The sequence below is a fragment of the Nitrosopumilaceae archaeon genome, from assembly GCA_035631875.1.
Taxonomy (GTDB): domain Archaea; phylum Thermoproteota; class Nitrososphaeria; order Nitrososphaerales; family Nitrosopumilaceae; genus TA-20.
In genome coordinates this window covers 446,220-468,138 of sequence record DASQHX010000009.1, presented here as the reverse complement: position 1 = coordinate 468,138, position 21,919 = coordinate 446,220, and the positions used below count along the sequence as shown (strand labels likewise).

Annotated in this window: 26 protein-coding genes; 12 read left to right on the top strand and 14 right to left on the bottom strand. The window is 36.0% G+C overall.

The annotated features are described in order from the left end of the window. Positions 1-23 precede the first annotated feature (23 nt). Genes VEU72_04695 through VEU72_04685 form a run of 3 tightly spaced genes read right to left on the bottom strand, consistent with a single transcriptional unit; the run spans position 24 to position 3,103 of the window. Complete coding sequence (locus VEU72_04695) at positions 24-1,610, bottom strand: hypothetical protein (protein ID HYL66430.1); 1,587 nt, start codon at positions 1,608-1,610, stop codon at positions 24-26. After that, positions 1,607-2,812, bottom strand: coding sequence for a MarR family transcriptional regulator (locus VEU72_04690; protein HYL66429.1), 1,206 nt, complete (start codon positions 2,810-2,812; stop codon positions 1,607-1,609). The genes VEU72_04695 and VEU72_04690 overlap by 4 nt, the downstream gene beginning before the upstream one ends. A 3-nt stretch (positions 2,813-2,815) precedes the next feature. Continuing rightward, positions 2,816-3,103 carry a winged helix-turn-helix domain-containing protein gene (locus VEU72_04685; GenBank protein ID HYL66428.1) on the bottom strand — a complete coding sequence of 96 codons (288 nt, stop codon included), beginning with the start codon at positions 3,101-3,103 and terminating at the stop codon, positions 2,816-2,818. A gap of 434 nt (positions 3,104-3,537) precedes the next feature. On the opposite strand from VEU72_04685, the gene VEU72_04680 reads away from it, so the two are divergent. Continuing rightward, positions 3,538-3,921: a DUF6659 family protein gene (locus VEU72_04680; GenBank protein HYL66427.1), complete on the top strand. Its 384-nt coding sequence runs from the start codon at positions 3,538-3,540 to the stop codon at positions 3,919-3,921. A 52-nt stretch (positions 3,922-3,973) separates the two neighbouring features. Here the strand turns inward: VEU72_04680 and VEU72_04675 are convergent, their stop codons facing one another. Next, the gene (locus VEU72_04675; protein HYL66426.1) at positions 3,974-4,336 is read right to left on the bottom strand and encodes a TRAM domain-containing protein; all 363 of its coding nucleotides are present in this window, start codon (positions 4,334-4,336) and stop codon (positions 3,974-3,976) included. 249 nt (positions 4,337-4,585) lie between these two features. Here VEU72_04675 and VEU72_04670 point away from each other — a divergent pair, with 249 nt between their 5' ends. Beyond that, positions 4,586-5,155 carry a transcriptional regulator gene (locus VEU72_04670; GenBank protein ID HYL66425.1) on the top strand — a complete coding sequence of 190 codons (570 nt, stop codon included), beginning with the start codon at positions 4,586-4,588 and terminating at the stop codon, positions 5,153-5,155. Between the two features lies 1 nt (position 5,156). Here the strand turns inward: VEU72_04670 and VEU72_04665 are convergent, their stop codons facing one another. Next, positions 5,157-5,495 (bottom strand): hypothetical protein, encoded by a 339-nt coding sequence (locus tag VEU72_04665; GenBank protein ID HYL66424.1) that lies wholly within the window; start codon positions 5,493-5,495, stop codon positions 5,157-5,159. A 474-nt stretch (positions 5,496-5,969) separates the two neighbouring features. Between VEU72_04665 and VEU72_04660 the strand changes: the two genes are divergently transcribed. Beyond that, positions 5,970-7,238 (top strand): MFS transporter, encoded by a 1,269-nt coding sequence (locus tag VEU72_04660; GenBank protein ID HYL66423.1) that lies wholly within the window; start codon positions 5,970-5,972, stop codon positions 7,236-7,238. On the opposite strand, the gene VEU72_04655 is transcribed toward VEU72_04660, so the two are convergent. After that, the gene (locus VEU72_04655; GenBank protein HYL66422.1) at positions 7,235-7,873 is read right to left on the bottom strand and encodes a Snf7 family protein; all 639 of its coding nucleotides are present in this window, start codon (positions 7,871-7,873) and stop codon (positions 7,235-7,237) included. The genes VEU72_04660 and VEU72_04655 overlap by 4 nt on opposite strands. Before the next feature lie 734 nt (positions 7,874-8,607). On the opposite strand from VEU72_04655, the gene VEU72_04650 reads away from it, so the two are divergent. From VEU72_04650 to VEU72_04630, 5 genes are all read left to right on the top strand, one after another. Next, positions 8,608-9,522 (top strand): TFIIB-type zinc ribbon-containing protein, encoded by a 915-nt coding sequence (locus VEU72_04650; GenBank protein ID HYL66421.1) that lies wholly within the window; start codon positions 8,608-8,610, stop codon positions 9,520-9,522. A gap of 34 nt (positions 9,523-9,556) precedes the next feature. Next, positions 9,557-9,979, top strand: a complete 423-nt coding sequence (locus VEU72_04645; protein ID HYL66420.1) for a hypothetical protein — start codon at positions 9,557-9,559, stop codon at positions 9,977-9,979. Positions 9,980-10,337: 358 nt separating this feature from the next. Next, positions 10,338-10,766, top strand: coding sequence for a GtrA family protein (locus tag VEU72_04640; protein HYL66419.1), 429 nt, complete (start codon positions 10,338-10,340; stop codon positions 10,764-10,766). Positions 10,767-10,797: 31 nt separating this feature from the next. Then, positions 10,798-11,541, top strand: coding sequence for an SDR family oxidoreductase (locus VEU72_04635; GenBank protein HYL66418.1), 744 nt, complete (start codon positions 10,798-10,800; stop codon positions 11,539-11,541). A 42-nt stretch (positions 11,542-11,583) separates the two neighbouring features. Continuing rightward, positions 11,584-11,796, top strand: coding sequence for a hypothetical protein (locus VEU72_04630; GenBank protein HYL66417.1), 213 nt, complete (start codon positions 11,584-11,586; stop codon positions 11,794-11,796). Here VEU72_04630 and VEU72_04625 read toward each other — a convergent pair. The 4 genes from VEU72_04625 to VEU72_04610 all read right to left on the bottom strand — a co-directional run bounded on the left by VEU72_04625 (position 11,789) and on the right by VEU72_04610 (position 15,012). Then, the gene (locus VEU72_04625; GenBank protein HYL66416.1) at positions 11,789-12,532 is read right to left on the bottom strand and encodes a DUF6293 family protein; all 744 of its coding nucleotides are present in this window, start codon (positions 12,530-12,532) and stop codon (positions 11,789-11,791) included. The two genes, VEU72_04630 and VEU72_04625, sit on opposite strands and share 8 nt — an antisense overlap. A gap of 144 nt (positions 12,533-12,676) precedes the next feature. Then, entirely contained in the window at positions 12,677-13,216 is a 540-nt protein-coding gene (locus VEU72_04620) for a hemerythrin domain-containing protein (GenBank protein HYL66415.1), read from the bottom strand. 2 nt (positions 13,217-13,218) lie between these two features. After that, positions 13,219-14,058 carry a metallophosphoesterase gene (locus tag VEU72_04615; GenBank protein ID HYL66414.1) on the bottom strand — a complete coding sequence of 280 codons (840 nt, stop codon included), beginning with the start codon at positions 14,056-14,058 and terminating at the stop codon, positions 13,219-13,221. Positions 14,059-14,085: 27 nt separating this feature from the next. Further along, a complete protein-coding gene (locus tag VEU72_04610) occupies positions 14,086-15,012 on the bottom strand; it encodes a cobalamin-binding protein (protein HYL66413.1) in 927 nt (308 codons plus the stop codon). 74 nt (positions 15,013-15,086) lie between these two features. Between VEU72_04610 and prs the strand changes: the two genes are divergently transcribed. From prs to VEU72_04590, 4 genes are read left to right on the top strand one after another with little or no spacing between them, the layout of a single operon-like run. Further along, entirely contained in the window at positions 15,087-15,962 is an 876-nt protein-coding gene (prs, locus tag VEU72_04605) for a ribose-phosphate diphosphokinase (GenBank protein HYL66412.1), read from the top strand. Beyond that, positions 15,962-16,906 (top strand): DNA methyltransferase, encoded by a 945-nt coding sequence (locus VEU72_04600; protein HYL66411.1) that lies wholly within the window; start codon positions 15,962-15,964, stop codon positions 16,904-16,906. The genes prs and VEU72_04600 overlap by 1 nt, the downstream gene beginning before the upstream one ends. Beyond that, a complete protein-coding gene (rnz, locus tag VEU72_04595; GenBank protein HYL66410.1) occupies positions 16,903-17,802 on the top strand; it encodes a ribonuclease Z in 900 nt (299 codons plus the stop codon). The genes VEU72_04600 and rnz overlap by 4 nt, the downstream gene beginning before the upstream one ends. 1 nt (position 17,803) lies before the next feature. After that, positions 17,804-18,523, top strand: coding sequence for an NAD-dependent deacylase (locus tag VEU72_04590; protein HYL66409.1), 720 nt, complete (start codon positions 17,804-17,806; stop codon positions 18,521-18,523). A gap of 3 nt (positions 18,524-18,526) precedes the next feature. On the opposite strand, the gene secF is transcribed toward VEU72_04590, so the two are convergent. The 4 genes from secF to VEU72_04570 form a co-directional block, all read right to left on the bottom strand. Further along, positions 18,527-20,344, bottom strand: a complete 1,818-nt coding sequence (gene secF / locus VEU72_04585; protein HYL66408.1) for a protein translocase subunit SecF — start codon at positions 20,342-20,344, stop codon at positions 18,527-18,529. Positions 20,345-20,423: 79 nt separating this feature from the next. After that, positions 20,424-20,738 (bottom strand): winged helix-turn-helix domain-containing protein, encoded by a 315-nt coding sequence (locus VEU72_04580; GenBank protein ID HYL66407.1) that lies wholly within the window; start codon positions 20,736-20,738, stop codon positions 20,424-20,426. Positions 20,739-20,859: 121 nt separating this feature from the next. After that, positions 20,860-21,192, bottom strand: coding sequence for a hypothetical protein (locus tag VEU72_04575; GenBank protein ID HYL66406.1), 333 nt, complete (start codon positions 21,190-21,192; stop codon positions 20,860-20,862). Beyond that, entirely contained in the window at positions 21,189-21,749 is a 561-nt protein-coding gene (locus VEU72_04570) for a winged helix-turn-helix transcriptional regulator (GenBank protein HYL66405.1), read from the bottom strand. Before VEU72_04570 ends, VEU72_04575 begins: the two co-directional genes overlap by 4 nt. Between the last annotated feature and the right edge of the window lie 170 nt (positions 21,750-21,919).

The following is a 21,919-nucleotide window of genomic DNA, read 5'->3' as shown; positions in this document are numbered from 1 at the left end:
CAGAAATTTTCGTAGATGATGATTTAATCTTGTTCTTTATTATGATGTTTCTCGTGATCGCCATGTGTTGTTTTAGATGGAGTTGCACTGACTGTAGAATAGTATACGGTTAAAGTCATACTATGTGTTGGTGTAATTGTTCTATATTGATTTGTATTTCCGTTATCCCAATGATTAAAGACAATGTTCTGCCAATTTGATGCATAAATAACATATTGAGTACTAGATGGTACTGAGAAAGATATCGGAGCGTATCCATTCTTTAATACTTTATCACTTGGATCACGGAGTTCAATCCACATACCTGCAATTTTATTTCCTGATAAATCAACTGAATTTACAGTTAGAGATATTGTAGAACTAGTTGGAGATGTTGTGGAACTAGTTGCGGTCTGTGTGGAGTTTGTTGTATGTTGAGTATGAGATGGCAGAGTGTTAGGTATTGGAGTTTGTGTATGGGATGATGGTGGGGTAACCTGATTTGATGTGGTTGAGTTATTGATTGGATTTGTTATATTAGGATTATTTACATTATTTACTGTCCCTGATTGTGTTTGGTTATTCTGTTTTGTTACAGTTGAGTTGTTACCTGGATTCGTTATTTCTGTAGTATTTAGATTATTCACATTAGCTAGCTGTGTTGCATTTGGTGTTTGAGTTGGTGGTGGCAATTGGAAACTTGTCTTTTGATTTTGTAGAGCCTCAATTAATTTTATCAATTTTAGTGCTTCGTCAATTTTACCTTCTGAAACAAGCTGCTTGAGTTGAACAATCATACCAGGTATACTTCCTGTCTGACTTTCGTTAATGACTTGAGGTATAGGTGTAGTGAAAGGAGTCGATGATTGTGTTAGATTTTGTATTGGATTGATTTCTTTTACCTGACTTTCGTTAATGACTTGAGGTACAGGTGTAGTGAAAGGAGTCGATGATTGTGTTAGATTTTGTATTGGATTGATTTCTTTTACCTGACTTAGTCTTTGAATTTGTTTTTCTGTAAAGTCTTTAGCTCGATCTGATTCTTTCTTTTTTGCAGCATCTGCAAGAAGTTGATGAGCATCAAGGAGGAGTTGATTTGCAGTTTCAAGATCTTTATTTACTTGATCGGCATTTGCAGCATCAAGGTTTTGTCTTGCATCTTGCATTGTTTGATTAAATTTAGTGAAATCTATTTCCACATTATTAGTTACGGCAATTCTCTCTAAATTGTTTCCAAGATTTTGTATTCTGTTGATTTCACTTCTTAATTGTAACGTATCAATTTGAGGTGATTGTTTACTTGTGATAATAGGTGTAAGAGATGATATCTTATCATTTACCTCCTTGAATATTTTCATTGCAGAAAGAAAGTGTTCCTTAGAGGAAGCTTGATCTGCTTGTGAAACTGATTGCGATAACGCATCTGTTTCTTCTGAGCCTTGTTTATAGAGTTGGTTAATTTCATTAGATACTGTTGGAAGTTGGGATAATTGGATATTGATATTATCTCTTGCTTGGGTTGCAATTCTTAGTAGGACATCAAGGTTTGGATCAGCATAAGATGGTGCTGGTAAATTTGTCAATACTAGGCTTCCAACCAAAACAAGTAAAACAAATGCTAATGATTTCATTCTTGATTTTCCCCCTGCATTTTTCGTAGTTTAATGAGATTTTGTTGGTCTACTTTTTCTATTTCAACAATCCCTTCTCTTTCAAGGCGTTTTACTGCACGCCAAGTTGTTGTTCGTGGCAAAAGGAATTTTTTACGTAGTTCGCTTTCATAAGCCTGTCCCCCATTTTCAGAGATAAATGTCACGATATCTTTGTCCTCTTGGCGCAATTCAGGTTTGAGTCTAAAAATTGTTTCCTTGTCTGGTACTACAAAATTATCATTCTTTGAAAGTTCGCTTGTCTTAACTGGTTTGCTATTTTTTGTTCTTTTGATCAAAACAACAGATATTGCAACAGCTCCTGCAATGCCACCACCAATTAAAATTGGAGTATTATCTGATGGTATTGGTTTTGAATTTGAAAGAGCTGTTTGTTGTTCTTGAGAAGCTGTGTTCTTTGCATCATTAGCAAGAACCTCTGCATTTGAATACTTGCCTTGACTGAATGCGGAATTAGCATCTGCAAGTTTTGCAGCAGCCAATGGTGTCTTGATTCCTTCTGAATTAATATTGTTAATAAAATCTTGAGCTTTTGCTATAGCAAGTGTAGCAGTTTGGTTCGTACCCAAAACTCCAAATACATAGCTAATGTCAGCAGAGCCACTTGGAAGAGTGATAAGAGATTGATTATCAACAATTTGCATATTAAGCGGATATGTACTCATTCCAACAATTACTGTATTTTTTGGTAAAGCTAGAGAGAAATCGGTGGGCGAATCAACATGAAATGTCCATGTCTTACCACTTTTTGTCACAAGATCAGCTGTATCATAATCAATTTTAACCAAAGAAGCTCCAAGTGTTTGGATTGTTACCGAATTTGTGTTAATTTTACTGGAAAGTAAAGTTCCATTTTCATCCTGAGCGACAAAGTTATCAGTTGTATTTCCAAACAGATCTACTGTAGCATCTGGCGATTGTTCATCCACGTTGATTTGATAAAAAACATGAGTAGTGCCGTCTGCATAAATGGTAAAGTCAAGTACCTTAGTTGAACTAGAACTAAATGAATATTGAGCAAATGACGAGATCGCTACTAAGAAAAAGCATACCGCTACGACAGGTGCATTTACCATCGTTGACAGAATATATGTGATCCTTACAAAAAGCATTCCTTCAGGCAATGCATGCTCTTCTTGGACCAACTGTGCCCTTTGTTCCATAATTTAATACCTTAGGTTCATCATTTGGACAATATTCTGGAATCTTTGGAATTCTTGGAAGAATCTGATTCCTTTTTCGGTAATCACAAAGAGGCGGTTTCTGTTGTCCTTCATTGACTCTACTAGGCCTGCATCAATTAGTTTTTGACACTTTTCGAGCACTGCATAGTGTGATAGGTTTGCTCGTCTAGAGATAGCAGATACAATTACGCCTTGTGTACCTCCGTCCATGGTTACACCTAAAATATCGGAAATTATGCCCATTTCCGATCTGTATTGTTGTTTTGACATGCCATCTCTATAGAATAGATGTTTTATCAGGGACATCGTGAAATGTCACAGCGGAACGGCTAGCGGAACGGGTGTTTCATAGTTTGAAATCGCCAAAAATTGTCATTTTGTGTGGCGGGGGCGGCTAAAATTAAAGAGATTCTAGCGGTGTTTAATTAAAAAGAATGGAGGTTTGGCTTCAAACCCCCGATTACGGAATTATAACCCAACGCGCCAAAACGACTCTGGCTCTTTTGGGTAGCCAACTTGCCTACAAGAAGCAATATGAAGTTAATAGAGATACTAGATCGCCAAAATTAAACAAAAACATGTGTGATTAGGTACTAGATGTTCTATAGTTTGATTATAGCCATAAATTCAACAAAGATATGGAAAGCGATCATATATTAAAAACAATACATATTTACCGAGTTTAAAATCTGACATGACATAACTTGAAAAATGGCAACGGCAAAGCACACTTGGTTCCTATTGTAGAAGACATCTTATCAATAGATCCTGGAATGAGGTTTGCGGCAATAATAGATCTTAAAGGAAACATATCTGAAGCCATTATGAAGGAAGGAAAAACTTCGCTTAAAACCCAAAGAGAGGAAGAACACTTTTGCAAACAAGTTGCACTCAGAAGGAAGATACGAAAGCAATTTGACAAAAGCCTAGGACCTGTGAACTATGTTCATATTGAACGTGAAAAAGTGACTCAAATTGTAGTATATCCAAAGCGAAAAACAGTATATGTCACAATAGAGCCAAATATTAACATTAAAAGAAAACTGGAAATTGTGGAATTAATTAAAAAGAAAACTGTACGTTTGTAGAAATAAGAAAAATTAGGAAAAGAAAATTAGTTTTTGGTAAGTTGGACAGCACTTATTCAGATGCTGGTTCTGCTGCAGGTTGTGGAGAACCTTCTCCTACTACTTCAGCAGTAGCAAATCGTCCACCCACTTGAGTGACTTTGATTTTTGCATTTTGTCCTATTTGTCCACCTTTGACAAATATTACAAAGCCATCTACTCTTGTAATACCGTCTCCCTTTCTACTAATTTCTGTTATGGATACGTCGTATTCTTTGCCAGTTTCTACTGGTTTTGGCCTGTCATCAAATCGTCTACCGCCGCCTCCAAAGCGTCTACCACCGCCGCCAAATCTTCGACCGCCGCTGTAGCCTCTATCGCCGCCGTAGCCTCGGTTATCAGAACTTTCTCCAAAACCGCCTTCGTTATAGCTCATCGTTGCACCTCCTTCCTAAATTCCCATGAGTTCATACCATATAAAATCTGATCAGATATTCAATTTAACAATCTAAACAAACTTAGTAAAATCTATCAATTTAGTATTCTTGTAACCTTGGGTTTTACCGTTATTATAAAAAATCATTTATTTGAGATTATATCAAATATTTGGAAAATGAGGTCAAGTATCTAATGAGTGAATCTATTAACTTTTTATATATTGCAAATTACATTACTGATAAGCAATATGTTTGAGAGGTTCAAAAAAAACCGTGATAAATTAAATGAATTTTCCTCGGAAAAAGAACCCGAAAGTAGTGTTATGGTTGAAGACGCACATTATGAGCCTCAAAAGACAGAATCTCCTAAAATTGAGCACAAATCCGTTGAACAAGTAAAAATACCGGAATCTATTGAACAATTCAGCATGAGTCAACCAACTGAAGACATCGGAATAAGATCGCTTATGGATAAGCGAACAAAACTTGAAGAGGCAATAGATTACGTTGGTCTATTAATCAAGAACCTCAAAGACAAGCGTACAAAACTTGAGAAGAGTATTGAGGATGAATCTGTTGATATTAAAAATCTTAAAGAGAAGTTACTCAAGGTAGGTCAGTATATTGATGAAGAAAGACACGGAATCAAAGTACTACAACAAAAAAGAACAGATGTGGAAAAAGAAGCAGATGATGTGGGCACTATGATTAACAATCTACGAGAAAAACTCATGTCTATTGATAGTATAGTAAATGAAGAAGGCAATAAGATAGAGAAATTTAAGGAATCACGTCCAAAATCTGAATCTTCACTATAACCTAGAAAGTAAAACCTTCTTTTAGCATTGAACTCAGGTTATCCTTGATATCAAGTTCAGAAGAAATAGAATCCAAATCTCCAATCAAAACCTCAGCGGCAAGACATTGATTTTTAGAGAATTGATAATAACATTCTAGTCTTTCTTGGTATGTCTTGGCATTGTGAAATGTTTCCCAAAAATTTTCAGATGCATGTTGTACGAACAATAGAAACTTGCGTATCGCTTCTTCAATTTCTGGTGATTGGCTATCTTTTGTCAATCCAATTAAGATCTGCTCAAGCTTGCTCTCCAAGTTTGATTCGTATATCATATGATAAAGATCCATTTCTTTTGTCACGCAATTTGTATGCAAGTGTATCATAAAAGTATTCATTGAATAATTTTCAAGAAAAATTGTATAATGATATAGTAACTACATATTTTAAAAAAATCTTGAAATTTTAAACTCAAATTTGCATAAAACTTTAAATAATTTAATCACGTATTATATGTCCCTATCAAAGGAAACATCCTCCCAAGATAGGCATCATGCAGAAAACAGGCGACGCGGTCAAGGAAAAACCCTTCCGCACAAAAGGAACAAGTCGGTCTATGGGATGAAAGACTCCCAAGAAACGATGACAAAGGTCATTGACAGGCTTATGGATCCCTAAAAAAGATCCTACCTTGCGCTTGGCGTGTGCAATACACGCTCATGCATGATTAAATTTTTTCCATCCATTAGTTTTGCTTTAATTAAAATCGACAAATTTATGGAATTTATTAGAATGTATTATACAATAATAGGACTGCATTGTGAGTATCAAAATCAATGTCTAGTACAAAGAACAGTAAGTGGATATGGTATCTTTTTCCTTCAAACATTGTCACCCAAGGTCTATGTACTGTCATCCCATTGTATGTAATTTTTCTTGGAGGAAATATTGGTGAAATTGCAATTATTGTTGCTATGCAAAATGGTGCATCTGCTTTTGGTGCCATATTTTGGGGAAAGGTAATAGATAGATTTCATATACGGCGCACAGTTCTTTTGGTCACTTTTTTTGTTGTAATGCTTTGCAGTCTTATGATGTATTTTACAAACAGCATTAATGTCCTTTATGTAATTTCTCCTCTACTGGGTTTCTTTATAGTAGGCAAAAATCCTGTTGCGCAATTACTTGTAATGGAATCTATTCATAAAAATCAATGGAGATGGCTATTTGCAAGAACTTCAATAATTGGAACTTTTGGCATGTTTGGTGCCATGATAATTGGTGCAATAGGAAGTGTGTATTTTGATTTAAAACCATATTTTTTGATATGTGCGGCAGCGTGTGTAGCGACAATGGGTCTTAGTATGGCAATCAAAGAATCCCAATTCCATTTGGAAAGGAGTAGTATAGCGCATTCAATCTATGGTTTACGATATGTGTTTTCACATTTCCATGTTGACTTGCCAAAAATTCCAGAGCTGCATGACTATAAACACATAATTACAATTTTTAAGGGAAGAGTAACTGATGAGATAGGCGTTTTCTATATTACTAACTTTTTATTTTATCTTGGTAGTAATATCTATTTTACCGCATTTACACCATTTCTAAGAAATTATGGATTTTCAAACTCAGATGTCTTTCTGATTTACATGGTTCAAACTGCAGTAATGATCTCAGTTTTCTTTTTGGCCCCACGATTTATATCAAAAATGGGAGAGGAACGCTCCATATCATTATCATATGTACCAAGAATAGCTGCAGTGGCAATAGCTGGATTGTTTATTCCAATAACAATAGACCAGGGGTCTTTTGCAGTAGCAATTATTTCAGCTTCTTTAATGGTTATTGCTTTTTCAATTTTTAGTACTGCAACTTCAATCATTTTTTTCAAAAGCATACCCCAAGGTTTTGAGGGAAAATATCTCGGAGTGAATAGCTCAATTACAACAGTTGGTCTTTTTATTGGCGCCTTATGTACTGGACAGCTTGCAAATTCGTTTGGATATACAATAACGTATGTTGTTGCCTCTGGAATCCTAGTTGTCTCTTTTGCTTTGTTTAGAGTATATCTTCGCTATAGACTATCAGATAAAACTAACTAGATGTAGCGAGCAGAAGATTGGCCTTGACCTGCAGGCATGGATGGTAGTTTGTCGTTTACTGCCGCCTCTGCAACTGCTGCTGCTTCTTGGAGTATCTTTTCTGATTCTTCAGTTGTTGCTTCTGAATCGATTCCAAAGTCGCCACTGTGGAATGTGTCTGTCATTAAACCGTTGAGCATTTCAGTCATTCCGCCTAGCTCACGATCTGCTTCTGGCATGAATTTGATTAGTGATGATCTGAGGTTCTTCATCAAACCTATTGTTGGCATTATAGTAACAACAGTGTCTCCAAGATCGTGGAATGTGCTTAGTCTGAGCTCAATTTGCTCAAGTGCCATTCTTGCATTTCCTAAGAGCTTGGTTACCTTACGTACTTCTGCTAATTCTTTTGATAAAACTTTGCTAGCGGTAAGATCATGTTGTTGTGTTGCAACTACAATTCTTTTGAAAAGTTTTTCATCTCTTTGTTTTAATTTTGTAATCATTCCATCTAATTTTGAAATTTGAGTCTGGAGTCTTTTTATCGCAGTTTCCATTCTTGGCTTTAGAGCACCTTTTGGTTTTATAGCATCATTGAATCTTTCACCAAGGCTTGGTGTTTGTGGTCTTTGCCAGTTATTTGTGAACGTTGTCATGGTAACGACTAAGAAAATTTGTTATTAATTAAAGGTGTGAAATGAGGTTCACAGTATGCTAAATTTAGCTAACAAAATCGTGCTTGCCTCACATACCAGTATATCCAAAAACAATGTTTTTTTCTGATTTTATAACAAAAATATGAAAATTCGTGTATAACCTATATTGGATACATCCTACGAACCTATCCTAGAAGCAAAGAATTATTGCACTATTTGCATCGCAATATTTCTCTGCGGATGGATTTTCTTTATGTGAATCGCCAGCGCAGTTTGTGATTGCTGTGATTCACAGCAAAGTGGACATTTTTCCATTTTATTTAATGTCGATCCAACAAAAAAATCGTATTTAAATATTTGCATTTGGGAGTTTTTGGCATTAAAAATAATTTTTCAAATCGAAAATTATTTTCAAAAACAAAAAAAGTGACCAAAAATAATTTTTGAAATTTCTAAATCTGATTCGTCTCATTGAGAGAAAATGAAATTAATTTGAGACATTTTTCGGGATAACAATCAGAAAGCCAATAGGTGAGATGACTTTATCTAAATTTCTTAAAAAAATAATAATATCATGACTAAATAAAATGATTATTTTTATAAATTTTATATATTTTTAATTAAAAATTTCTTATTTTCTGATATTACCTATATTATTATAATAATAATTTCAATCTGTGGTAATAGTTAAACCTTTTTATTGTTGTTTGACCGAAACTTTTATTAGATATTATATGACGCGCGAATCTTTCAGTGGCGGAGGACGTTGTCCGCGTTGTGGAAAAGGTCCAATGGTTACTGATAGTACTACTGGAGAAATGTTCTGCGGTGGTTGCGGTTTTGTTCTAACTGAAAGAGTAGAGGAATCAGGTCCAGAATGGAGATCTTTTTCCAAAGAAGAACATGAGGATCGAAGTAGAACTGGAACTCCAACATCACTTGCAATGCACGATATGGGACTAGCAACAATTATTGGTCCTGCAGACAAGGATGCTTCTGGAAAACCTTTATCGGCATCTATGAAAAGCACGATAGAAAGACTCAGAACTTGGGATAGTAGGAGTCAGGTCCACGAGCCAGTTGATAGAAACTTTAGACAAGCGTTCAGTGAGCTTGATAGACTAAAAGACAAGCTTGCACTTTCAGATGCTGTCATAGAAAAAACTGCATACATATACAGAAAGGCATTGGACAAAGGCCTTGTCAGAGGTAGATCAATTCCTGGATTGGTTGCGGCTGCACTTTATGCTGCATGCAGAGATACTGAAACTCCACGAACTCTAACTGATGTTGCAAATGGAATTAATATAAAAAGAAAGGACGTGGCAAGGTGCTATAGATTACTCTTAAGAGAACTTGATCTAAAGATGCCAGTAGTAGATCCTATAAAATGTGTAGCAAGAATTGCAAGCAAAGCAGGTTTGAGTGAAAAGACAAAACGAAAAGCATTGTTGATACTAAAAGATGCTGCAGAAATTGAAATCTCTGCTGGCAAAGATCCAATGGGACTTGCTGCAGCTGCATTGTATCTGTCTTGTGTGATGAACGGTGAGAACAAAACTCAGAAAGATGTTGCACAAGCAGCTGGAGTAACTGAAGTAACCATAAGAAATAGGTACAAAGGACTCAAAGAATCCCTTAAACTATAATTTTTTAAAATATCCATAAACTAATCATATCTTGATGAGAAAAGCTGTCTATGTTCTAGCTATGGTAATTATTGCAATAGCTATAACAATTTCACTACAGCCAAAAAATCAAACCAGTACAGCATATCATGTAACACTAGCAGATCCCAAACTTTACACCAATGGAACGTTTACAGATAATTTCAAAATTCAAAAAGGAACATATCAATTTAGTTTTGTACCAAATGGTGACAGCCCACAAAATCTTTCAATTTCATTGCAAGGTGATTCCTTTTCTTACAATGAGGATTTCAATCTTAATGGAACTATACACAACACAGGAATTTCAAGCTACGACACCTGGGATTATCTTGGTAACAAAATAATTGAGATTCCACAAGATCAAGAAATTCAAATCAGAATCAATCCACATGGTAATGTATATGGTAGCATATCTGTCGATTTGAATAAAAAATAATTGGCGTGACCCCCCGTCAGACAGCAGAGATTACCTCTTATGAATCCGAACCGATAGCGGCGGATTTCAACACCAAATCTGCGGGATCACGCGAATTCAAGCAGTAGATTTGGCATCTTTCTGCATGTTTTAGTATATGTCTTTGAAGTATTTATCACTTTATGAAAAATTTTCTATAATTTCATTTCAGTTTGATAAAATTATTCAATTATGACCGTGCCTTTATGGAATGTAGGACGAATAAAAATCAATTTTTGGAACAAATTGATTTTTGGTGTGATATAGATGACCTATACAGTTTACAGATCTGACAGTTACAGTTTTAGGATTTATTAAGTCTCAAAATCTTGGTAGAAACATGGCAGTAGGGGAACAGAAAAGATCAGATAGATTTTCCCTTTTTGCAAAACATGCTTTTCAGTATTATCTAGTTGGCGCAAGCGGTGTATTGGTTAATCTTGGTCTTCTTTATGCACTAAAAGAATATGTAGGATTATGGTATCTTCTATCATCAGCTATCGCAATCTATCTTTCCATGACAACAAATTTCATACTAAATAAAACTTGGACTTTCAAGAACACAATGGTAAAGCAAAGAACAATTTTCATGTACGGTAAATTCATTGCTATTAGTTTGGTTGGCATGTTAATTCAGCTTGGGTTTAACTACATATTTGTGGACAAGTTTGCCATGTATTATATTTTGGCTGCCTTGATTTCTATAGTGATAGCATCTAGTGTAAACTTTGTCTTAAACCGTCACATTACCTTTGGAATAAAGCTCTAAAATTAAAAAGCCACTTGTCGTATTTCATTTTATGAAACTAGCAGGAAAGGTTGCTATCATAACAGGTGGCAGCAGGGGAATTGGAAAGGCAACAGCTAAACTTTTCGTACAAGAAGGTGCAAATATAACTATAACATCAAAAGATCCAAATAGACTTCAGGAAGCTGCAAAGGAAGTCGGTAATGTTTTTTCTGTTCCAGGCGATATCAGAAATGAATCTGATGTACAAAATGTTGTAAAAAAAACAATGGAAAAATTTGGCAAGATAGATGTTTTGGTAAACAATGCAGGAATTTTTCCTGAAGTAAAACCATTGCACAAAATTTCAGAAAAAGAATGGAATGAGGTAATTGATGTAAATCTGACTGGGCAGTTTCGTTTTACTAAAGCTGTGATACCATATTTAGAAAAAAATGGTGGGTGCATCATTAATGTTTCATCTGATGCTGGTCTGAAGGCATTTGAAAATTTTGAAGCTGATGCATATACTGCATCAAAGGGTGCACTGGTGTTATTGACAAAGGCGTGGGCAATAGAATATGCAAAATGGAAAATTCGAGTAAACTGTGTCTGCCCTGGAATGGTTGAGACAGATATGACAAAGCCCTATCTTTCTACGGAATCTGATAGAGACATGGCAATATCAGAACATCCCATCGGGAGAATAGGAACACCTGAGGATGTGGCAAAGGCCATTTTGTACTTTGCTTCAGACGACTCCTCATGGGCCACAGGATCTGTCTTGCCTCTAGATGGCGGTATGGCTGCCAGATAATCATACTAATCAAATTAATAGAACTAATACCAAAATCATACCGTGACGCCAAGGAAAAAGAGATCACTGAAAATTATAATCATGTTATCTATTGTTTGGTTTGCATGTGCACTTCCAGTGCCTATTCTTCTAACACACCCTGATCCTGCACACAGCGAACAGTATAGAGCCTATGTGTATATTGCTGCCATAGTTTCCATTCCATTTATTGGCATGGCAATAGCATGGACAGTAAAACCAGAGCTAACTACGTAAGAAATTCCTCTGCACCTAGCCCTTCTGGTGTAATTTTTATCCAGCGGTTTCTTCCGATTTGTTCAATTTCAATAAACTTCCATTCTTGGAGCAATGGCTGGATGATATTTTTGTCAAGGCTTGCAAATCTGGCCTGCTGAAAGTTTTCTTCTCTTGCATTTACCACAATTAGCTTGTTTTCATAGGCAAGCTTTGCCATTTCTTTTTTGGTTATCTTTCCTCCATTTTCTTTAATTATTTTCAGAGCCTGGACCAGAGTTGGTTTTGGAATGTGAATTTCGTAAGTGGGTAGAGGCATTACTTTTTTTACTCCAAAGGATTGTTGCTTTCCTTCGAATGCTGCATAACTTTCTGCTTCTGCATAAAATGGCTTGATGTTTTGTTTGTCGTTGAAGATCATGCTTGCCATCATTAATGCTATTGCATGTATCTTGGAACCAGACGCTACATTGATGTAAATGTCATTATCTTTTTCTTTTTCAACTATTTCTTTTACAGCTTTTATTATTTGAAACAAGTTCAGTCTGTCAACCTTTGCTAGTTCCACTTTGATCTTCATTTTTTTAAATTCGCTCTGCATTTTTTCAGTATACAGCTTGCCTTTGTCTTCAGACTGGTTGTCATGAACTAGGAGCCAGACCTTGTCTGCTCTCATGTTCTTCGCTGGGATGACTACCCTGTCTACCTCAAATCCAACTGGTGCAATATGGACACGCAAGTTTACAATGTTATTCATAATAGTATGTACAGTCTGCATACTATTGTGATGATATATAATAATTCTGCATTTGTAGTATAATCATGAAAACAAGTTACGAATTCAGAAAGGAAACAGATTCTTCTGTTTATCCCAAAGTAAAATCTGTCTTTGAAGAATAATTTATTTCATCCAAGGTCTTTGTTCTAATCCAGAGATCAATTCCAACATCTCGTCTAGTTTTGTGGTAATGGCAGTGACTGCACGAAATTCCTCGTACATCATCTTTTCTTCTTCTTGGGACAGGATTTCTTTTTCAGTAACATCAAAGAAATTTTCTTCTTTTGTGATGTGATCGTTTAGATAGACTGCATAAGTTTTGAGAAATCGTGCAACAGGTTCTCTTTCGTTGTTTCCTTTTTTCCAGCTTTGCAGATGTGTGTATATGCTTTTTGCAATTCTTCTTGCAAACTCGTGCTCTATCATAAATGCTCTTATCTCTTCTCGTAAGGTATCATAGCTTGCAACACATGCAAAGTATGCATCTTCTTCTCTGGAATAGTGGATTGCATCTAAAAACTCTGACATGATTATAGTCATCTGTTCTATATCGGAAAACGGAATGTCTTGTCCTGCATATAATTTGGTGTAACATTGTGTGATGATTTTTTCTAATCTTCTGATCTGTTTGTGATCATTGCGCAGTGATTCTGTGGCGCTCATGTCTAGTTTAGTGATTTTATCGTAAATAGTGTTACTTTTTTTGGATCATACTGTATGATTCCAAAGTGTGGATCTGCATGACCTTTGCCATATTTTCCAGCTGGGCCGCCAAGGCCTAGTCTTATAATATAATTGTGTGATGGATTGATTTCTATTTCTCTTTTTTCTAGAATGTGATTTGCGGTCTTTTCTTGAGTTATCTTGAGAGAGTGATAGATTTCACGAATCTCACCATCTTGTATGAGAGCCGTCTCTTCGTGTTGGTGTCCGCATAAAATCACATGAGATTGGTTGTTTTTTGCCTCGTCAAACGCGGAAGATGCCTTGTAATGATACCCAGAATAGCTAAAAAACTCAAAATCCTCTGGCGTAAGCCTTTGCCATGATCTGTGATATAGCCAGGATTCATCGTTTGCATTTTTTGGCGTGATTTTTTTTGGATCTAGTGGCCCGCCGTGGACGCACAGTAGTTTGTTTTTTTTATCTGTATATAGCTGCTGGCCAAACGTTCCGTCATTATTTTGTTTGAAAAATGCTATATCATCATTGGATAATTTGGCATGTGCATCCATGCTTTCTATTGAACTAGCTCCAATCAATTTGTTGGATAGAAATGCCTCGTCATGGTTTCCCATCACAGAAATAATTGGATAATTTTTTTCTAATAATTGCAGTCTATCCAGTACTTGTTTTGGATAAATGCCTCGCTCCAGTACATCGCCAAGGTTTATGATTCTGGAAAAACTGCCATATTTTTTTACAAAGTCACTACTTGATGCCATATTTAGGATTGATTCTAATCCATCAATGTCTGCATGAATGTCAGAGAAGACTAGGTCCATGGTATAATCAGCTTTTTAACCTAATATCTAATTTTTCGTGTTGATTTTTTGAAATGAATTATCTGGTATTTTTAGATCTGCATATGTTTTTGGATGTATGATCTTTGCTAAAATTTCAAGGCCTGTTACTGTCCTTGGCCCTGGCTTGCTAAAGTACTCGTTTGCGTTTACTGCATAGACTTCGTTGTTTTTAACAGCATCAAGTGATTTCCATCGTATATTGTTAGCAAGCTTTTCGTATTCTAGAATGGTTCTTTTTATGTCAAATCCGCATGGCATGAGAACTACTAGATCAGGCTCATACGCTATTGCTTCTTCTATTTTCATGCGTCTTGACGGATCACCGCCAGAAGCTAGACCGTTTATTCCACAAGCCATTTCCACCATTTGCGGTACCCAGTGACCTGCGGTAAAGAGTGGATCAAGCCATTCTATACAGAGAACTCTTTTTGGCAGTTCAATTGATCTGCGATTTACGTATTGAATTCGTTTTTGTAGTTCTAGAACTAGCTTTTCAGCCTCTTTTGTTTTTCCTACCTTGTTTCCAATTGTAATTATATTATCTAAAATGTTCTCAAGATTTTTTGGGTCTAAAATTATGACTTCGGGTTTGTTGTGTAAGATGGCAACAGCTCTGTTGACTTCTTTTGTATAAGGAGAGCATACTTCGCAAATGCCTTGCGAAATTATTAGATTTGGGTTTGCTTTTTTGAGTGTCTGTTCATCTAAAATGTAAATGTCTTTTCCATAATGCATCAGGTCTACAACTTTGTTGTCTATTTCTTGGCTTGTCATAGTATTAGAATCAAAAGAGGAATGGATTACGCGTGGTTTTGATTTTGCTTGCTCTGGATAGTTGCATTCGTGTGTTACGCCAACTATATCATCTCCAACACCAAGCTCGTAAAGTATCTCAGTAGCGCTTGGGAAAAAGGAGACTATTCTATTTGGCATGATTTGATTTTGTGATTGTATTGTTTAAACATCTCCTCAAAACTTAAGAATAACGCGCAACTCGAATGAGTTTGTTGAGTAATTATAGTGTGATAGGCGGAAAAGCTTCCGAAGACCTTGCTAAAAAGATAGCAACAAAACTAGAGGCAAGATATCTCAAATCAGAATTACGAGTTTTCCCAGATGGTGAAAGTAAAATTACTATTTCTGGAAAACCAAACGGAAAAATCATAATAGTACAATCAACATATCCTCCAGTTGATTCTAACTTAATCCAAACACTTGCACTTGTCTCAAAGGCAAGAAAATACTCGTCTCAAGTTATTGCTGTAATTCCATATCTTGGATATGCAAGGCAGGACAAGGAATTTCTGCCAGGAGAGGTAGTTACTATGTCAATTGTTGCAAATATGCTAAAAGCAGCAGGAGCAACCAAAATAATTATAGTGGACATACACAGTAAAATGGCTCTTAATCATTTTAAAATTCCTGCAAGAAACGTTTCTGCAATACCAGAATTGGTAAAATATTTCAAGAAATTAAATCTAAAAAGTCCTCTTGTGGTTTCACCAGACCTTGGCGGAATTTCAAGAGCAAGAGACTTTGCAAACCAATTTGGTGTAAAATTTATCGCATTAAAGAAATATCGTGACAGAAAGACTGGAGTTGTGGAAATCAGATCAAAAAACCAAAAACAAGTCAAAGGAAGGGATATAATTCTAGTTGATGACATGATAAGCACTGGTGGAAGCATAGTAAAGGCTGCAGAGTTTCTAAAAAAGCAAAAGTGCAGAAATATCTATGCAGCTTGCACACATGCATTGCTGATTGGTGATGCAGAAAAGAGAATCAGAAAAGCTGGAGTCTCAAAAATAGTCAGCACAAATACAATTCCTGGTAAGACGGGACTGGTTGATGTCTCTCCTATAATAGCAAAGGCAATCGTATAATGCCGCAAAGCTTCTTTGTAGTCTCTGGAGAAAATGTCGAGCTTGCAAGAGATGAAGTAATTGCAATATCAAAAAGCTATGATACCAAGACATCATTCAAAACAGACTCTAGGCTAGTAATAACAAACTCTACCATTCCATGGAGTAAAATATCTCAAAGAGCTACATTTGTGAGAACTGCTGGAAAGATAGCAAGCACATTTTCTGATTTGTTCTCAGAGGCAGATCTCTCCCTTATGCACAAGCCAGAAACATTTGCCTGTAGAGCAATTAATCTCACATCAAAAAAGCTGGACCTTTCCAAGATAGAAAAAACAACTGGTGCTGCAATAAAACAGACTTCGGGAGCCAAGGTCTCTTTATCAAATCCATCACTAACTGTCTATCTTATTTTTACAGACTCGCAAAGCTATATCGGATACACTACCAAGATTTCAGAGCCTCCAAGACCAAAAAAAGTAATAAAATCATCGTCAGAGCTTCACTGGAAGCTTAGCAGAGCTATGGTGAATCTATCAGGGTTAAATGAAAAGGAAACCTTGTGTGATCCCTTTTGTGGTTCTGGAACCATACTACTAGAAGCTGAGTCAATGGGGATACACTCCATTGGAATTGATTTTGATGAAAAAATGTGTAATATTGCAAAAAAGAATCTGTCCTCAAATGGATTTAATTCGAAAATAATCAATGCAGGATACGAACATCTACAAAAGATCAATGATAGGATAGATGGAATTGTAACTGATCTGCCATATGGTAATTCCTCAAAATCATCCCAGTCTCCAAAAAAACTCTTACATGATTTTGTCTCTATACTGCCAAAGAAAAAAAAGATTGCCATCATGTACAAAAAAGGTGCTATAGACCAGATAGAATTAAACCCAGCAAAAAAATATGATATCTATAGGCATAAGAGTTTGACTAGGACCATAGTAGTAAAATGAAGCTAGTATTTTTGGGAACATCGGCAGCAATGCCAACAGAAAATCGAGGCATGACATGCATCTGTCTAGTCTTGGACAAGGAGATCCTGATGTTTGATGCAGGTGAAGGCGCACAGGTATCTTTTCTAAAATCAAAGATCGGCTGGAACAAAAAGATGAAGATCTTTGTGACACACTTGCATGGCGATCATGTTGTTGGCATACTAGGATTATTGCAAACAATGTCTTTGCAAAACAGAACTGAATCAATTGACATCTACGGTCCAAAGGGGATAGAGGATTTTATGGCAGCAAATCTCAAAGTGCTAAACTTTGGTCTCACATTTCCTGTTAGGATAATGATGATAGAAGAAGGACTGGTCCTTGATGATGAATCATATACTATACATTGCTGTGAGGCAGAGCACTCCATTCCTGCATATTCGTATTTGTTTCATGAAAAGGACAAGCCTGGCAAGTTTTATCTTGAGAAAGCAAAGGCGTTAGGAATTCCAGAAGGCAAGCTCTGGCATGAGCTTCAAAGTGGCAAAGAAATCAATCTAGGAAACAAAACAATCAAGCCACCTGAAGTTATGGGTGAGAAAAGACCAGGTAAAAAAATCGGAATATCAGGGGATACAAGGCCAACAAAAAAACTAGTAGAGTTTTTTAAAAATTGCGATTACATCACATTTGATTCTACATATTCAGATGAGCTAAAAGAAAAGGCAAAAGAAAACTTCCACTCTACAGCAAAAGAGGCTGCAGAATTGGCAAAAAAGGCAAACGTCTCAAACCTTATTCTGACTCACTTTTCTGCAAGATATGATGATGCAGAGATTTTGGTAAAAGAGGCACAAACCATTCATGATTCCGTAATAGCAGCAAAGGATCTTTTAGAAATAGAAATCAAATGAAATGTTTGAATCAATAGCTGACAAATTACTTGACGCAGAAAAAATTGTTTTTGTCACTGGTGCGGGGATATCACAAGAAAGCGGCATTCCCACTTTTAGAGGAAAAGATGGTTTGTGGAGAAAATATGATGCCATGCAGCTTGCCACAATAGACGCATTTTATGAAAACCCAAAATTGGTATGGGAATGGTATGAAGAGCGAAGAAAGAACATACTTGCTGCAAAGCCAAATGCAGGTCATCATACCATAGCAGATTTAGAAAAAATCAAGCAGGTTCGTGTCCTGACTCAAAATATTGACGGATTACACCAAAGAGCAGGAAGCAGTCAAGTTTATGAGTTACATGGAAGCATTGTTACAATAAAGTGCACTGTCTGTGATTTTAAAGAAAAAATAGCAGAAAGTTTCTCAGAGCTTCCGCCTATCTGTAAATGTAATAACATTTTAAGACCTGATGTGGTCTGGTTTGGAGAACCACTCCCACAAGACATTTGGGGTGAGGCCATGGAGCAAGCAAGCTCTTGTGATGTGATGTTTGTAGTAGGGACATCACTTGCAGTATCTCCTGCAAATATGTTACCTGTATATGCAAAACAAAATGGAGCTGTTATGGTTGAAGTAAATCCAGAAGAAACTCCAATGTCTCAAAGCATGGATCTTTCTATTAGATCAACTTCTGCAAAGGCGTTGCCTGAGCTTCTCTCAATTGTATCAAAATAATAATCATGGGTTTTCTTCCACTTTCAATGATCTTTTCGTTAACATGAAGTATATTGGAGTACCAATACAAATAGAGGAATAGGTGCCGCAGATCAGGCCAAAAAGTATCGCTAGTGCAAAATTATGCAAAGGTTCTGCACCAAACAAGTACACGCAAACAGCAGCAATTACAACAGTGATGACAGTATTAATTGATCTTGTCATCATTTGCCAAATACTTTGATTAACAACTGTGTGTAGTTCTTCGTGATTCTTTATGGTATGGAGCTTGAGGTTTTCACGGATCCTATCAAAGATTACAATTGTGTTGTATGTTGCAAATCCTATTACTGTCAGTATTGCAGCGATAAAGGTGACATCAATTTCCAACTTGAATATGACAAACATGGCCAAGACAAAGAATGCTGAGTTTAGTACAGAAACTGCACTTGCAATAGAAAATCTCCACGAGAATCTTATTGCAACAAACACTACAATTGCAGCAATGGCAGTAAGTATAACGTAAACTGCTTTTGTTTCTAAATCTTGTGCTACAGCTGGATCATATGTGTTCTCTTCATACACAACATTTTTTGTATAATTATCTTTGAAGGCACTAATGATACTATTTACATCGTCTGACTTTAGGACATTATCAAATCTAGCTGCAATCTGATTATTGTTTTGACCTCCAATTGCTACAGTAGCTGGTGGAACTCCTGCATTTCCCATGATATTTGTTGCATCATCTTGTGTGATTGATTTGTCTAGTGTAATGTCAAGTGCAGTTCCAGCCTTAAAATCAATATCATAGTTTAATTCCGTTGTAAATAGCATAAACGCACCTATTGCACCAATAACAGCAGAAATTACAAAAAACTTGTAACGATGTTTTACAAAGCTAAAGTGTTTTAGTGATTCAGAAGATTGCTTTATCCTCATACCAAAAAATGATGGTTTCTTTACTGCATTGCTTCTGACTAGCAGGTTAAGCAGTAGTCTAGAAAGAAAGACATTGCTTACTATGCTGACTATGATACTAAGTATTAGAGTAAACGCAAATCCTTTGATTGGTCCTATACCTGCAAAGAAAAGCACTATGGCAGCAATAGCAGTTGTAATGTTAGCGTGCATGATAATATGAAATGCGTTATGTTCGCCTTCTTTGAGTGCATCAGCAATTGATTTGCCTTTTCTGAGTTCTTCTTTGATTCTTTCGTAAGCAATGATATTTGCATCTACAGCTATTCCCATTCCAAGAACAAAAGTAACTACTGCTGCAAGAGATAAGACTCCGTGAAATACGTTAAAGGCAAGAAGAAGGAGCCACAAATATGTCACTACAGTAAAGCTGGCTAATAATCCGACACCACGGTAAAATATTATCATAAACGACAAAACGATACTTAATGCAATTATGCCAGCCCAAAATGTAGCTTGTAGATCTGATTTACCTAGTACACCACCAACTGTCTCGGAATATTTTTCTGTTAATTTTAGTGGTAAATTGTTTTGAGCATCCATTATTGATCTGACCTGTGCATTACTTGATACGCCAGCAAGGTCTACTCTTATCTCATGATCTCCTTCTATGCTTACTTGAGGTTCAGAAACTCCAAGCGAGTTTGCACGTGCAGCCAAGATATTAGCTGTTGATAACAAGGCATCCTTGTCAACAGGTTTTCCAGATTGAAGTGATTCTGCTGTATAGAGTATTTCATAACCACCTTTGAATTCTAGCCCTATTGTGGTGTGAGATATCAGATATGGCGTAGTACAAGCTATGACACCTGAAATACCAAGTATTATCAAAATGAAAAATGAAAATGGTTTTTTTAGCATGTTTGAAAATGATTCCTAATTAATGTCGTATATTTTGATATATATCATATCAGGTGCAATCAGCTAAAACTCTATTTCTTCAATACCTTAGATTTACTGACTGGACCAAAATTTGAAATTCCTGAAATTCTTGAAAGAATTTGATGCCTTTTTCTGTAATGATAAAAATATGATTTCTATTATCCTTAGTTGATTTTATTAGTCCTGCATCTATTAGCTTCTTACATTTGTCTAGCACTGCATAGTGTGAGAGATTTGCTCTTCTAGCTATAGAAGATATTATTGCGCCTTGTGCACCACAATCCATAGCTACGCCTAAAATGTCTGCAATGATACCCATTTCTGAACGATATTGTTTTGATGGGTTTGTTTTTTGTCTGAATACATTAAACATCTGAGTTCATCTAAAAGAAGAATAATTTTGTATATTATATTTGAGGTACAGTTGTCTAATTAAGATCATTTTTCTTATCTCAAGAATTAATTCAGATAATCATATTGGAAGATTTTTTTCTTTATGATTTTTGTTTTTTTACTATTGCCAAAAAGAAAAGTCCCAATATTACAAATCCAGTTATTGATAATATGGTTTCAATACTTGCAGATAAATCCAAGTCTGGAAGAAACAGATCCAATCTAGGAATTATTGCCCTAAACGCAAAAAGCCCAAAGGCTGCAGAGACAAAAAGTAGCCTTTTCATCTTAGTACGCTTGTATGCCAGTAGTGATAGAGCTAGCAAAAAGGCTGCAAATATTCCACTTGCAAAATCTAATGATGCTGGAAGAATAGGCTGTTCTCCTCCTTCAGATATACTATTGAACATTAACAGAATATTTCCTAACATCATTTCTTGTCCTTCTCCTCTGTCCTAGAGGCAAGCTCCAAGAACATTTCTGCAAGACTGTTGGAGAGCTTGTCCCAAATGTTTGGATGATAGATCTTTACTAATGCAGCCACGCTCTTAACATCTATTACATCATATTTGATAATTTTACCGTCTCTTCTTGACGAAACAATACCAGATTCTACGAGTCTTGACATGTGCCAGCTTATGGTTGGGAGTGAAAAATTCTTGAAATTTGCAATGTCTGTTTGTGTTGAACTTGGGTGTTCTATCAAGTACATCAGGATATCTTTAGCTGTTTCCTGTCTCAAAAATGCAAGTAGTGTATGTTGCACATCTAGTACGTCAGATGCGTAATAATGTCGATGCAAATTAATCCTCTTTGATTTTATCCTACTCGATTTTTCCAGTATAGCAAGATGATGTTGGGTAGCGCCCATCGCTAATTCTAGTTCTCGGCAAATCATCCTAAGATGAGCCCCTGGATTTTTTTTAATGAATTCATAAATGTGTTGTCTGTTTTCTGAAGTCTCTTCATCATTATCTCTTGCATTTCGCAATCTACTTTCTCCTTCTTTTCCACCAAAAGGATTCACTCATAAAGGTTAATCATACTATTGGTGCAATCATCTAATGTCAATATCATAATGGTTGTATTCTCAAGCAAATTTTTTGATCTCATTTAGCCTAGTGCCCCTCAAGTATAATATACAAAAAACCATTATCATGT